The following is a 12404-nucleotide window of genomic DNA, read 5'->3' as shown; positions in this document are numbered from 1 at the left end:
AGGGAGGGCTTCCATGTCTCTGCGTCTGCCGACCGGCAGCATCACGGTGCTGCTCGGGCCGTCGGTGCAGCGCCGCCGCATGATGAACCGGTTGGACGACGCGAGCGGCCGGTGCGCCGACGGGCACGATGCCGTGGTCCGCAGGCTGGGCGCCCGCGCGACCGAGACGGCGGCGGACCGGCTGGCCACCGTCGACGCGGCCCGCCGGGACCCCACCGCGATGGTCCTCGCCGACCGCCTGACCGACGGTCTCGACGCACACGACCGCAGCACGGTGCTGTCCGCGCTGCGGGCGGTCGCTGCGGACGGGGTCGCCGTCCTCGTCGACGACATCGACCCCGTCGCGGCCCTCGCCGTGGCCGACGGCGCACTGCGCGTCGACGAGCGTGGCGAGGTCCGGGTGGAGGAGCTGGCCTACTTGGCCTCGTAGGTGAGGCAGTCGGCGGCGTCGGCGCCCGCGCCGATGTTCACCGACGCCGCGGTGCACTCGAGCTTCTCGTTGAACCGGCAGTCCGAACGGTGGCAGGCGCCGACGAGACCGTTGCCGCTGCCGCCGCGGAACGAGATCTCGACGAAGGTGCCGCAGTGGGCGTGGTCACCGGAGATCGTGATCGCCCCCGCGCCGCAGCTGGAGTCGGAGTTGTAGGAGCAGCTGGTGGCGGAGCACTGCTGAACCTGGGGCATGTCCTGGGCCGTGGTCATGGCGCCCAGGTTGTCGGGGTCGCCCGGTGCGCGCCAGGCAACAGAGGCTCGCCTGACCGGCAGTGCGGACCGCCTGATTTGCGCCCTCCACCTGGGAGTTCGGTCCGGCAAACGCGGTATGTATGTGTCGCGAATCACATTGCGTGCCCGCCGGACGGGTGATCTGTGGCGGTCGCGGAGGTGGCCGGCCGGCGACGACACCCGTCCGTGCGGTCGTCCGGTCGCGACGGCCGCCCGTCGCGCGGGCCCGCCCGATGCGACGGGCCGTGCCGGGCCGCCGACCGGCGGTGGGCGATGATCCCCCCGCCGGACCCGGTGGACCGGGCCGGAGAGGGAGGCGACGTGGACGAGGACCTGATGGGCCGGCTGATCCGGTTCGCCGACCTGACCGCCTGGCCGGCGTTCGCGGCGTTCGGGGTGCAGGAGGAGTCGATCGACCGGCTGCTCGCGACGACCGCCGGGCTGGACCCGTCGGCCGTCGCCGGGGTGCGGGCCGGGCTCGCCGGGCGGGTCCGCGCCGCGGCGCGGGCTCTGCGGACCGAGCCGCCGGTCGCGGACGGCCTGCACCGGATGGCGCTGCGTCCGGGCGAGCGGATCGTGGTCGTCGGCGACTCCCTGTCCGCCGACCGGCTGAGCTGGGCACGGCTGTTCGCCGAGCTGATCCCGATGGTCGAACCGGAGGCGTCGGTCGAGGTGCTCGCGCTGTCCGGGCGGACCAGCTCCGAGGCACTCGCGCTCGGCCCGGTCCTGGTCTCGCGGGTGCCGACCCGGGTGCTGGTCATGCTGGGCACCAACGACATCCGCCGGGAGGGCGCGACCACCGGGATCCGGATGGTGTCGATCAGCGAGACGGCTCGGAACCTGCGGGCGCTGCGCCTGCTGCTGGAGACCGAGAGCGGCGCCCGGGTGCGGTTCGTCGTCCCGCCGCCGGTCGACCCCGGACGGGTGGCCGCCACCCGCGAGCTCACCGGCGAGTGGTGGGACCCGGCCGACGTCCCCGGGCTCGTCGCGACGGTCCGGGAGGTCGACCCGGACGCGATCGACCTGTCCCGGATGCCGATCCGGCCCGACTTCTGGGAGGACGACGGCCTGCATCCCAGCCCGATCGGGCAGGTCGCGATCCTGCGGGCGGTGCTGGCCCGGATCTGACCCGGCGCGCTCAGCCGCGCAGCGCGGCGATCGCGGCCCGGGCCGCCGCGGCGACCGCGGCCTCCCCGCGCGCCGTGTCGGCCGGGTCGGCCGGGACGGTGAAGACCGTCAGGACCAGCGGTGCGCCGTCCGGCGGGTACAGCACCCCGGAATCGTTGCGCTCCCCGAGCGGCCCGGAGCCGGTCTTGTCGCCGACGGTCCAGCCGGCCGGGACCGCCGCGCGGATCTGCCGGTCGCCGGTGGTGTTCGCCCGCAGCCAGCCGGTCAGCCGGTCGCGCTGCGCGGGCGGCAGGGCGTCGCCGAGGACCAGGGTGCGCAGCGTGGCGGCCAGCGCGGCCGGGGTCGAGGTGTCGCGCTCGCCGTCGCGGTCGTTCAGCGCGGTCTCGGCCCGGTCGGAACGGGTGACGGTGTCCCCGGTCGTGCGCAGCCACGCGGTCAGCTCGGCGGGGGAGCCGACCTCGCGCAGCAGCAGGTTGTGCGCGGTGTTGTCCGAGACGGTGACGGCGGCCTCGCACAGCTGTGCCACGGTCATCCCCGCGGCCAGGTTCCGGGTCGTGACGGGCGCGTACTCCAGCAGGTCGGCGCGCCCGTAGCGGACCGGGCGGTCGAGCAGGCCGGGCTCGGACAGCGAGCGGTGCAGCACGAACCCGGCCATCAGCGCCTTGACCACCGAGCACATCAGGAAGCGGTCGCCGTCGCGGTGCCCGGCCGCCGCGCCGGTGCCGGTGTCGAGCACGTGCACCCCGATCGTGCGGGCGTACTCGCGTTCGACGTCGGCCAGCGCGGGGATCGGTGCGCTCCCGGCGCCCGGGTCCGCCGGGGCGGGTGTCGCGGGTGCGGGCGGAGCCGCCGGTGCGCAGCCGGTCAGCGCGGCGCCGCCCAGTGCGGCACCGGCCAGGAGCAGGGAACGGCGGGTGATCGTCATGGGCGCACCGTGTCGCATCCGGACCGATAGCGCGAATACGATCGTGCTTCGCGTGTGATAGCCGATCGATATGGAGCGAGCCGGTGGACCTGCTGCGGCACCTGACGTTCTTCGTCGCCGTCGCCGAGGAGCGGCACTTCGGGCGGGCCGCCGCCCGGCTCGGGATGACGCAGCCGCCGCTGTCCCAGGGCCTGCGACGGCTGGAGGCCCGGCTCGGCACCTCGCTGTTCGACCGCGGACCCGGCGGCGTCTCCCCGACGGCGGCCGGTCGCGACCTGCTGCCCCGCGCCCGTGCCCTGATCGAGGACGCCGCGGCGCTCGGCCGCGCCGCCGCCCGGCACGCGGAGGCGGCCCGGGTGCTGCGGCTCGGCGTCGTCGCCGACCTCGGCCCGGCCGCCACCGCCCGGCTGGCGGTCCGCGCCGCCGCCGCGACCGGCCTGCGGGTCGCGCCCACCGTGGCGACCACCGTCGCACTGGTCGACGCGGTGTCGGACGGGACGGTGGACGTCGCCGTCGTCGCGCACCCGACGGTGCTGGAGTCGGCGCGGGCCGGGCCGGTCGTCGCGCTGCCGACCGAGGTCCTGCTGTCCGCCGGCCACCCCGCCGCGGCCGGGCCGGGGCCGGTGGTGCTGCGCACCCTGCGCGGGACGGCGACGGCCACGGCGCCGCGGGCGCACGCCCCGGCCGCCCACGACCTGCTGCTCGACACCCTCGACGCCCGCGGGTGCCCGGCCGGCCCGGCCGACGCGGCGTCCCCGGCGGAGGCGCTGGCGCTGGTCGCGACCGGCGCCGCGTTCCTCCTCACCGCCGACCCCGGCCTCGCCGGCGACGGCGTGGTCCGCAGGCCGGTGGCGGGGGAACCGGTGCCCTACCGGGTCCGGGTGGTGCACCGCGACGGCGTCCCGGACGGCCTGGTCGGGGCGCTCGCCGACGCGCTGCGGGAGGGCGCGTGACCCCGGCCGCCGAGGTCCGCGCGGTGTTCCGCGACGCCGGGGTGCGCGGCTGGCTGCACGCCCGCCCGGTCACCGGCGACGGGACGCGCCCGACGGCGCGCGAGGTCGGCGTCGGCGCGCACGTGCCGGTCGTGATGGCCTCGGTCTACAAGGTGTTCGTGCTGGTCGCGTACTGCCGGGCGGTCGACGCCGGCACGATCGACCCGCGGGAGCCCGTCGTCGTCCCGGTGCGGCGCACGCCCGGGATCACCGGGATCTCCGCGCTGGCCGACCCGGTGACGATGAGCTGGCGGGACCTGGTCACCTCGATGGTGACGGCCTCGGACAACGCCGCGGCCGACGTCGTCCACACCCGGGTGGGGCGCGACCGCGTGTCCGCGCTGCCCGCCGAGCTGGGGCTGGGCGGCACCCGGATCCGGGGCGGCACCGACGACGTGTTCGCCGACCTGCTCGCCGACACCGGCACCGACGACGTCGCCGCGGCCTTCGGGGTGCTCGCCGACAACGACGTCCCCGTCGAGACCCGGGCGCTCAGCCCGGTCTACGGCTCCTCCACCACGGCCGCGGACACCACCGCGCTGCTCGGCATGCTCTGGCGCGGCGAGCTCGCCTCGGACGGGTCCACCGCCTTCGCCCGCCGGGTGCTGGGCGCCCAGATCTGGCCGCACCGGCTGCGCGCCGGGTTCCCCGCGGCCGCGCGGGTGGCGGGCAAGACCGGGACGGTCGGCGCGGTCCGCAACGACGTCGGCGTGGTGACCTACCCGGGGGAGCACCCGGTCGCCGTCGCCGTCTACACCCACGCCGCGCGCAGCGATGCCGCCGTCCCGCGGGCGGACGCGGCGATCGGGGCCGCCGCGCGGGTCGCGGTGCACGCGCTGCGCGCCCCCGCCCTCTGACCCCGGTCAGCCGACCGGCAGCCACTCCCGCGCCGCCGCGACCAGCGCCGCGACGCCGACCGACAGCGTCGGCTCGACCACCGGCGCGTAGCGGGGGGAGTGGTTCGACGGCAGCGACGCGGTCCGCTCCCGGATCTCCGCGACGGTGCCCGCGCCCTCGAACGCGGCCGGGTCGGCGCCGCCGAGCAGCCAGTACACGCACGGCACCCCGGCGGCGACGGCGAACCGGCCCACGTCCTCGCTGCCGGTGACCGGCCCCGGGTCGACGACCGGGAGCGGGGTGACCGCGGCCAGTGCGGCCCGGGTGCGCTCGGCGGCGTCGGCGTCGTTGACGACCGGCGGGAAGGACTCCAGCAGCCGGATCTCGGGGTCGATCGGCGCCCCCGAGGCCGCGGCCTCGCCACGCACGGTGCGCTCGATCCCGGCGAGCACCCGGTCCCGGACGCCGGGGGTGTAGGACCGCACGGTCAGGCCCAGCTCGGCGGAGTCGGGGATGACGTTCTCCTTCGTGCCCGCCCGCAGCATGCCGACGCTGAGCACAGCGGTCTCGGTCGCGGCCACCTCCCGCGGCACGACGGTGTGCAGGCGCAGCACCGTCGCGGCGGCGAGCAGCACCGGGTCGACCGTCGTCTCCGGGCGCGAGCCGTGCCCGCCCGAGCCGTGCAGGATCACCCGCACGGTGTCGCTGCCCGCGAACGCCGGGCCGGCGGCGAGGGCCAGCAGCCCCGCGGGCAGCGGCGCGACGTGCTGGCCCAGCACGACGTCCGGGGTACCGAAGCGGGTGAACAGACCGTCGTCGAGCATCGCGTCGGCGCCGGCGCCGAACTCCTCGGCGGGCTGGAACACCACTAGCAGCGTGCCCCGCCAGCTGTCGCGGGCGGCGGCCAGCTCGGCGGCGGCGCCCACCAGACAGGTGACGTGCATGTCGTGCCCGCAGGCGTGGGCGACGGCCGTCTCCTCCCCGTCGCGGCCGATGGCGACGACGGTGCTGGCGTAGTCCAGGCCGGTGTCCTCGGCGACCGGCAGCGCGTCCATGTCGGCCCGCAGCAGCGCGGTGGGGCCGTCGCCGTTGCGAAGGACCCCGACCACACCGGTGCGTCCGACCCCCTCGGCGACGTCGTAGCCGGCGTCGCGCAACCAGGCCGCGGCGATGCCCGCGGTACGGGTCTCGGCGAAGGACAGCTCGGGGTGACGGTGCAGGTCGCGGTACAGGTCGGCGAGTTCGGCGCTGCTCACACGCGTGAACCTAGGCGGCAGGTGCGGAGGCGGCTGGGCCGGACGAGGTCCCTCCGACGCCGTCACACGGACCGGTGAACCCGCCATCCAGGGGACAACCGCAGGACCGGTCGAGTTAACCCCTAGTTCAAGGGGGCCTTATCATTCGCCCATGGCGCAACCTTTCGGGACGAGCCGGTGACCCTCGAGGAGACACGGCGCGGCGCACCTGCCGCGGCCGATCGCTGGCGCGGTCTGGCCGTGTTCGTCGTGCGGTCGGCGGCGGCGCCCCTGCTCGACGAGGCCGTCGCCGGTGTCGCACGCGGGCTGGAGATCCTCGAGGTCGTCGTCCTGGACGACGCCCAGGTCGCCCGGGTCCGCGGCACCCTGCCTGCGCCGGCGTCGCGCCCGGTCCCGTCCGGTGCGCCGTACGCCCTGATCGTCGCCTGCGACGTGGTCGCCCCGGTCGGGACGTCGGGCGTGCGGGCGGTCGCCGACCGGGTCGCCGCCGTCCTGGACTACACCGACAAGCGGGTCCTGCGCCGCGTCCCGCCGCGGGAGCACTACCTGCCGGTGCAGGCGTCGTCGTCGCCGGAGCACGCCCTCGCCCTGCTCGACGCGCTCGGCGATCCGGGGATCCTGCACCGCATCGCCGGACCGGTCGAGGACCTCGGCCGCCGGTGCGCGATGCCCTTCCCGGTCGTGCGGATGCTCGGCGGCACCTCGCCCGGGTTCCGCGCCCGCGTCGCGCTGGTCCACCACCCGGTGCACGGGCCGTCGGTGTGCAAGGTGTTCCGGCCCGGGGCGCACGAGGCCTACGGCCGCGAGCTGCGGGCCCGCCTCGACCTCGGCGACCTGCCCGAGGTTCCGGAGCTGCTCGAGCACGGCCCGAACTGGCTGCTCACCCCGTTCTACGGCGACACCGGCCGGCACATCGTGCGCCGGTTGCCCGGCGAGCTCGCCCAGCTGCGCCCGGAGGTCGTGCGGACGCTGCTGAGGTTCTGCCGCGACCTGCACGAGCGCGGCCGCTTCGTGCTCGACCTGTCCCCGCACAACCTCGTGTGGGACGAGCGGGCGGGACTGAAGGTCCTCGACCTGGAGTTCGTCCTCGAGTACCCGGGCGAGCCGCCGGCGTGGTCGGACTGCTGGAGCCTGCGCGGCGTGCCGCCGGCCTACCGCGCCTCGGTCGAGGGGCTGCCCGACCTGGTGCTGACCCGTGGCGTCGGCAACTCGGTGTTCCACCCGGCGATCTCCGGGATGCGCCGCGCCCGGCTGCTCGCCGAGCCGCGCCGGGGCGAGGCCGCGCACAGCGGGGCCACCCAGCTCGCCTGGTTCAGCGCCCTCGGTACCGTCGGGCGGTTGCATCCCGCACTCCGCGGGAAGCGGCACTGACGGCGCGCCCCCCGGCGCGCCGACCCGCCCCGACGACCGGAGGACCCGCGTGACCGGACCCGGTGGCGACCTGCCCGACGACCCGACCCGGCCGCTGCGGCCCGTGCCCCCGGAGCCCGCGCCGGCCCCCGGCCCGCCGGGTGGGTCGGGTCCGTCGTCATCGTCCGGGTCGTCGCTGACCGCGCGGACCGCGCGCGGGTTCGCGTGGGCATTCACCGGCACCGTCGGACAGGCGGTGCTGCAGATCGGCGCCACCGTCGCGCTGGCCCGGCTGCTCACCCCGGAGGAGTTCGGTGCGGCCGCGGCCGCGTTGCTGATCGTCGGGCTGACCCAGCTGGTCACCCAGCTCGGCGTCGCCGCCTCCCTGGTGCACCGCGAGGACCTCGACGACCGCGACGTGACGGCGGCGTTCTGGTTCTCGGTGCTGGTCGCGGCGGCGTTCGCCGCGGTGCTGGCCCTCGGCTCGCCGGTGATCAGCCCGCTCGTCGGGCTCCCGGCCGACTCCGCGCTGCTGCCGCTGCTGTCGATCGCGCTGCTGTTCGCGGGGGCCTCGGCGACCCCGCTCGGCCTGCTCCAGCGCGACCTGCGGTTCCGTTCGATGGCGACGGTCGACCTGCTCGCGGCGGGCCCGGCGCTGATCGGGGTCAGCGTCGTCCTGGCCGCGGCCGGGTTCGGCGCCTCCGCGCTCGCGTTCGGCGAGATCGCCGCCGCCGTCGCCAAGTGCGCGGGCTACCTCGCGCTGACCCGGCCGCGGTTCCGCCCCGAGGGGCCCACCGCGAGCTGGGGCCGGCTGCGGCCGCTGCTCGGCTACGGCGCCGGGTTCTCCATCGCCCAGCTCGGCAACTGGTTCGCGCTCAACGCCGACAAGCTCGTCGTCGCCAACGCGCTGGGCACCGGCCCGCTCGGTGTCTACGGCCGCGCCTACAACCTGCTCTCCGAACCCGCGAACATCATCGGCGGTGCCGCCGACAAGGCACTGTTCCCGGCGATGGCCCGGGTCCGCGACGACGGTCCCCGCCTGCGCGCCGCCTACGTGCGCAGCGCGAGCCTGGTCGCGCTGGTCACCGCCCCGGCCGCGGTGCTGCTCTGCGTGCTCGCCCCCGAGGTCGTCCGGGTGCTGCTCGGGGCGCAGTGGGACGCCGTCGTGCCGCTGGTGCAGCTGTTCGCGCTGGTCCTGCTGCCGCGCACCTCGTACAAGATCAGCACCTCGCTGACCCGGGCCACCGGCGCCGTCTACCGGGCGGCCTGGCGGCAGTGGCTCTACGCCGGCTACGTCGTCGTGCTCACCGTGACCGGCGGGCTGCTGTGGGGCCTGGCCGGCGTCGCGGCCGGGGCGTCGCTGGCGATCGTCGTCCACTTCCTGGTGATGCTGCAGTTCTCCGCACGCGTCTCGCCCGGCCTGATGGGGGCGGTGCTGCGGATGTACGTCAAGCACGTCCCGGCGCTGGTGCTGACCGTGGCCGCGACCTGGGGCGTGGCGGTGCTGGTCCGCCCGCTCGGGATCGACCTGGTGACCCTGGCCGCCGCGGCCCTGGCCGGCGGGATCGCGTCGGTCGGCACGCTGGTCGTGCTGCGCGGCCGCTTCGCCGCCGAGCTGTCCGTGGTGCGGAGCCTGCGTGGGGGCGGCGCGCCGCGCGGGCCGAGGCCGGACCGGCCGGCCCCGGCCGGCCCCGCCGCCCCGACCGTCTCCGCGTCCGACGCCGGCCCGGCGGCGCCCGGGGGCCATCGCCGCCTCCCCGACGACGCCACCGTGCAGCTGCCCGCCGTCGGTCGCGGGGATGCGCCCCGCCCCGTGGGGAACCCGGCCGACCGTCGCTGAGCCGGCGGCCTGCGCCGGAGCGGGACGGCGTCCGGGACCGCCGCACACGTGCACGTCCGCCGCACCGGCCGCACCGGCCGAGTGAGGCCGGGCACCCGTCGTCGCGCCGGGTTGTGCCCCGCCCCCCGCCGACGGAAGTCTCGACGGTTCGACCGCGTCCCGGAGATCCCGGGACGCGCAGAGGGAACTGAGGTGCTCATGGAGCGCGTAGGCGTCGTCGGCTGCGGTCAGATGGGATCCGGGATCGCGGAGGTCGCGGCACGGGCCGGGTACGGGGTGCGGGTCGTCGAGACCTCCGCCGCCGCGGTGGAGGCGGGCCGGGCCCGCCTGGAGTCGTCGCTGGCCCGGGCGGAGAAGCGCGGCCGGATCGACTCCGCCGAGGAGGTTCTGTCCCGCCTCGAGGTCGTCGAGGGGCTGGACGCGCTGGCCGACCGGGAGCTCGTCGTCGAGGCGATCGCCGAGGACGAGGCGCTCAAGACCGGCGTCTTCCGGGAGCTGGACCGGCTCGTCACCGACACCGGCGCGGTGCTGGCGTCGAACACGTCGTCCATCCCGATCATGAAGCTCGCGGTGGCGACGAAGCGTCCCGAGCAGGTCGTCGGCATCCACTTCTTCAACCCGGTGCCGGTGCTGTCGCTGGTCGAGCTCGTCCCGAGCCTGATGACCTCCGAGGACACCCTGGTCCGGGCGCGGAGCTTCGTCGAGGAGGGTCTGGGCAAGAAGGCGATCGACTGCCAGGACCGCGCCGGCTTCGTCGTCAACGCGCTGCTGGTGCCGTTCCTGCTGTCGGCGATCCGGATGATGGAGTCCGGCTTCGCCACCGCCGAGGACATCGACGAGGGACTGGTCCGCGGCTGTGCGCACCCGCAGGGCCCGCTCGCGCTGTCCGACCTGATCGGCCTGGACACCGTGCAGGCCGTCGCGGAGTCGATGTACGCGGAGTTCAAGGAGCCGCTGTACGCGCCGCCGCCGCTCCTGGCCCGCATGGTCGACGCCGGCCTGCTCGGCAAGAAGACCGGGCGGGGCTTCCACACCTACGCCTGACCGGGCGTCCCGGGGGGCGATTGTGCTCCCCGGGACAACGTCAGTGCTCCCGGTGCCAAGACCGGCGCGCGGCGGGCGACCAGTCTCGTGGGCGACGCCATCCCACCACGAGGCGAGGAGCACCCATGACCGCGACGCACGAGGCCCCGGCCACGCCGCTGACCGAGAAGGTGGTCAAGGCCGCCTGTCCCCAGGACTGCCCGGACACCTGCGCGATGCTGGTGACGGTCGACGGCTCGGGGACGGCGACCTCGGTCGTCGGCGACCCGGACCACCCGTACACCAACGGCGGCCTCTGCGTGAAGGTCAACAACTACCTCGACCGCGTGTACGACCCGGGCCGTGTGCTGTTCCCGATGCGCCGGACCGGGCCCAAGGGCAGCGGCCGCTTCGAGCGGATCACCTGGGACGACGCCGTCACCGAGATCGCCACCCGCTTCAGGGCCATCGCCGCCGAGCACGGCCCCGAGGCGATCATGCCGGTCAGCTACCTGGGCACCCAGGGCATCCTGAACGGCCTCAACGTCGGTGACCCCTTCTTCGCGAAGCTGGGCGCCACCGTCGCCGAGCGCACCTACTGCGACTCCGGCTCCTGCACCGCCTACGCCATGACCATCGGCGACACCGCCGGGGTGGACCCGGAGAGCCTCGTGCACTCCACGTTCATCCTGGTGTGGGCCTGCAACATCATGAGCACCAACCTGCACCTCTGGCCCTACATCGCGAAGGCGAGGAAGAACGGCGCCAAGGTCGTGGTCGTCGACCCGGTCCGCACCCGCACCGCGGCCGCCGCCGACCAGCACATCCCGATCCGCCCCGGCACCGACGGCGCACTCGCCCTGGCCATGGCGCACGTGATCATCGCCGAGGGCCTCACCGACGACGACTACATCGCGAACCACACCGTCGGCTACGACGAGTTCGCCGAGCGCGTCTCCCGCTACACCCCCGAGTGGGCCGAGACCGAGACCGGCGTGCCCGCCGAGACCATCCGGGTGCTCGCCCGCGAGTACGCCGGCGCCCAGCCGTCGGTCATCCGGATCGGCGTCGCCGTCGAGCGGCACGCCGGCGGCGGCCAGACCGTGCGCGCCCTGTCCTGTCTGCCCGGCCTCGTCGGCGCCTGGCGCAGGCCCGGCGGCGGAATCCTGCAGCTGCCGCTGTGGGCGTTCCCCGTCAACTGGGGCGCCTTCATGCACCCGGAGATGCTCACCCCCGGCACCCGGGTCATCAACCAGTACCGGCTCGGTGCCGCGCTCGCCGGTGACCTGCCCGCCGGCCCGCCGATCAAGGGCCTGATGGTCTACAACTCCAACCCGGTCGTCACCACGCCCGACCAGGACCGGCTGATCAAGGGTCTGGAGAGCGAAGACCTGTTCACCGTCGTGTCGGAGCAGTTCATGACCGACACCGCGGAGTACGCCGACATCGTCCTGCCGGCCACGACGCAGCTCGAGCAGGACGACATCATGTTCTCCTGGGGTCACCTCTTCGTGACCTACAACCACCGGTCCATCGAGCCGCTGGGCGAGGCCGTCCCGAACACCGAGATGTTCCGCAGGCTCGCTGCCGCGATGGGCTTCGACGACCCGGTCTTCCGGCGCACCGACTCCGAGATGATCGCCGAGGCGTTCGACTGGTCCCACCCGCACATGGAGGGGATCACCGTCGAGTCGCTGAAGGAGCAGGGCTGGCAGCGGCTCAACGTGGCCCCGCCGGAGGCCTACGCCCCGCACGCCGAGGGGAACTTCCCGACGCCGTCGGGCAAGGCCGAGTTCGTCTCCGCCGCCGCGGCGGGCGGCAACTTCGTCGTCCCGCTGTTCCGGCAGGGCTCCAACGACCACCAGCCCGGCCAGCCGGTCGACCCGCTGCCGCACTACATCCCGCCGCGCGAGTCCGCCGCCGCGGACCCCGAGCTCGCCGCCCGCTACCCGCTCAACCTGCTCACGCCCAAGTCGCACGCGTTCCTGAACTCGAGCTTCGCCAGCCACGAGTTCCACCGCCGCGTCGCGAACGAGCACACCCTGATCATCCACCCGGACGACGCCGCTGCCCGCGGCATCGCCGAGGGGGCGCCGGTGCGCGTGTTCAACGACCGGGGCGAGTTCACCGTCGTCGCGTCGCTGCAGGACACCGTGTCCCGCGGGGTCGTGGTGAGCCCGATGGGCGGCTGGCGCAAGAACTCCAAGGCCGGCACCACCCTGGCCGCGGTCAACCCGACCGTGTTCGGCGACCTGGGCAACGCGCCCACGTTCTCCGACACCCTCGTCGAGGTCGAGACCGCCTGAGCCACGCGGCTCGGCCGGAGACCC

11 protein-coding genes are annotated in these 12404 nt (G+C 75.4%); 8 read left to right on the top strand and 3 right to left on the bottom strand.

Annotated elements, in window-relative coordinates; genetic code table 11:
* Window positions 1-13: 13 nt before the first annotated feature.
* Entirely contained in the window at window positions 14-430 is a 417-nt protein-coding gene (locus DMP15_RS27050) for a hypothetical protein (protein WP_073577489.1), read from the top strand.
* On the opposite strand, the gene DMP15_RS27045 is transcribed toward DMP15_RS27050, so the two are convergent.
* On the bottom strand, window positions 415-702 hold the full coding sequence (locus DMP15_RS27045; protein WP_073577490.1) for a DUF1540 domain-containing protein: 288 nt from the start codon (window positions 700-702) through the stop codon (window positions 415-417). The genes DMP15_RS27050 and DMP15_RS27045 overlap by 16 nt on opposite strands.
* A 342-nt stretch (window positions 703-1044) precedes the next feature.
* Here DMP15_RS27045 and DMP15_RS27040 point away from each other — a divergent pair, with 342 nt between their 5' ends.
* Window positions 1045-1851, top strand: a complete 807-nt coding sequence (locus tag DMP15_RS27040) for an SGNH/GDSL hydrolase family protein (protein WP_337826637.1) — start codon at window positions 1045-1047, stop codon at window positions 1849-1851.
* 10 nt (window positions 1852-1861) lie between these two features.
* Here the strand turns inward: DMP15_RS27040 and bla are convergent, their stop codons facing one another.
* Window positions 1862-2776 carry a class A beta-lactamase gene (gene bla / locus DMP15_RS27035; protein WP_073577492.1) on the bottom strand — a complete coding sequence of 305 codons (915 nt, stop codon included), beginning with the start codon at window positions 2774-2776 and terminating at the stop codon, window positions 1862-1864.
* 83 nt (window positions 2777-2859) lie between these two features.
* Between bla and DMP15_RS27030 the strand changes: the two genes are divergently transcribed.
* Both DMP15_RS27030 and DMP15_RS27025 read left to right on the top strand, forming a co-directional pair.
* On the top strand, window positions 2860-3729 hold the full coding sequence (locus tag DMP15_RS27030) for a LysR family transcriptional regulator (protein WP_073577493.1): 870 nt from the start codon (window positions 2860-2862) through the stop codon (window positions 3727-3729).
* Window positions 3726-4625, top strand: coding sequence for a serine hydrolase (locus DMP15_RS27025; RefSeq protein WP_073577494.1), 900 nt, complete (start codon window positions 3726-3728; stop codon window positions 4623-4625). The genes DMP15_RS27030 and DMP15_RS27025 overlap by 4 nt, the downstream gene beginning before the upstream one ends.
* 6 nt (window positions 4626-4631) lie before the next feature.
* Here DMP15_RS27025 and DMP15_RS27020 read toward each other — a convergent pair whose 3' ends face one another.
* Window positions 4632-5861, bottom strand: coding sequence for an amidohydrolase (locus DMP15_RS27020; protein WP_073577495.1), 1230 nt, complete (start codon window positions 5859-5861; stop codon window positions 4632-4634).
* A gap of 177 nt (window positions 5862-6038) precedes the next feature.
* Here DMP15_RS27020 and DMP15_RS27015 point away from each other — a divergent pair, with 177 nt between their 5' ends.
* From DMP15_RS27015 to DMP15_RS27000, 4 genes are all read left to right on the top strand, one after another.
* Window positions 6039-7232 (top strand): hypothetical protein, encoded by a 1194-nt coding sequence (locus DMP15_RS27015; protein ID WP_073577496.1) that lies wholly within the window; start codon window positions 6039-6041, stop codon window positions 7230-7232.
* 49 nt (window positions 7233-7281) lie between these two features.
* Entirely contained in the window at window positions 7282-9051 is a 1770-nt protein-coding gene (locus DMP15_RS27010) for a lipopolysaccharide biosynthesis protein (protein WP_073577497.1), read from the top strand.
* A gap of 198 nt (window positions 9052-9249) precedes the next feature.
* On the top strand, window positions 9250-10095 hold the full coding sequence (locus DMP15_RS27005) for a 3-hydroxybutyryl-CoA dehydrogenase (RefSeq protein ID WP_073577498.1): 846 nt from the start codon (window positions 9250-9252) through the stop codon (window positions 10093-10095).
* Between the two features lie 125 nt (window positions 10096-10220).
* A complete protein-coding gene (locus DMP15_RS27000; protein ID WP_073577499.1) occupies window positions 10221-12380 on the top strand; it encodes a molybdopterin-containing oxidoreductase family protein in 2160 nt (719 codons plus the stop codon).
* Window positions 12381-12404 lie beyond the last annotated feature (24 nt).

Source organism: Pseudonocardia sp. UM4_GMWB1, assembly GCF_017312155.1.
Classification (GTDB): Bacteria; Actinomycetota; Actinomycetes; order Mycobacteriales; family Pseudonocardiaceae; genus Pseudonocardia; species Pseudonocardia alni.
The sequence above is the reverse complement of the archived record's forward strand: the minus strand, read 5'-3'. Positions and strand labels throughout refer to the sequence as shown.

Coding starts and splice junctions, on each gene's coding strand:
- DMP15_RS27050 (WP_073577489.1), top strand. CDS start 14: ATGTCTCTGCGTCTGCCGACCGGCAGCATCACGGTGCTGCTCGGGCCG.
- DMP15_RS27045 (WP_073577490.1), bottom strand. CDS start 702: ATGACCACGGCCCAGGACATGCCCCAGGTTCAGCAGTGCTCCGCCACC.
- bla (WP_073577492.1), bottom strand. CDS start 2,776: ATGACGATCACCCGCCGTTCCCTGCTCCTGGCCGGTGCCGCACTGGGC.
- DMP15_RS27005 (WP_073577498.1), top strand. CDS start 9,250: ATGGAGCGCGTAGGCGTCGTCGGCTGCGGTCAGATGGGATCCGGGATC.
- DMP15_RS27000 (WP_073577499.1), top strand. CDS start 10,221: ATGACCGCGACGCACGAGGCCCCGGCCACGCCGCTGACCGAGAAGGTG.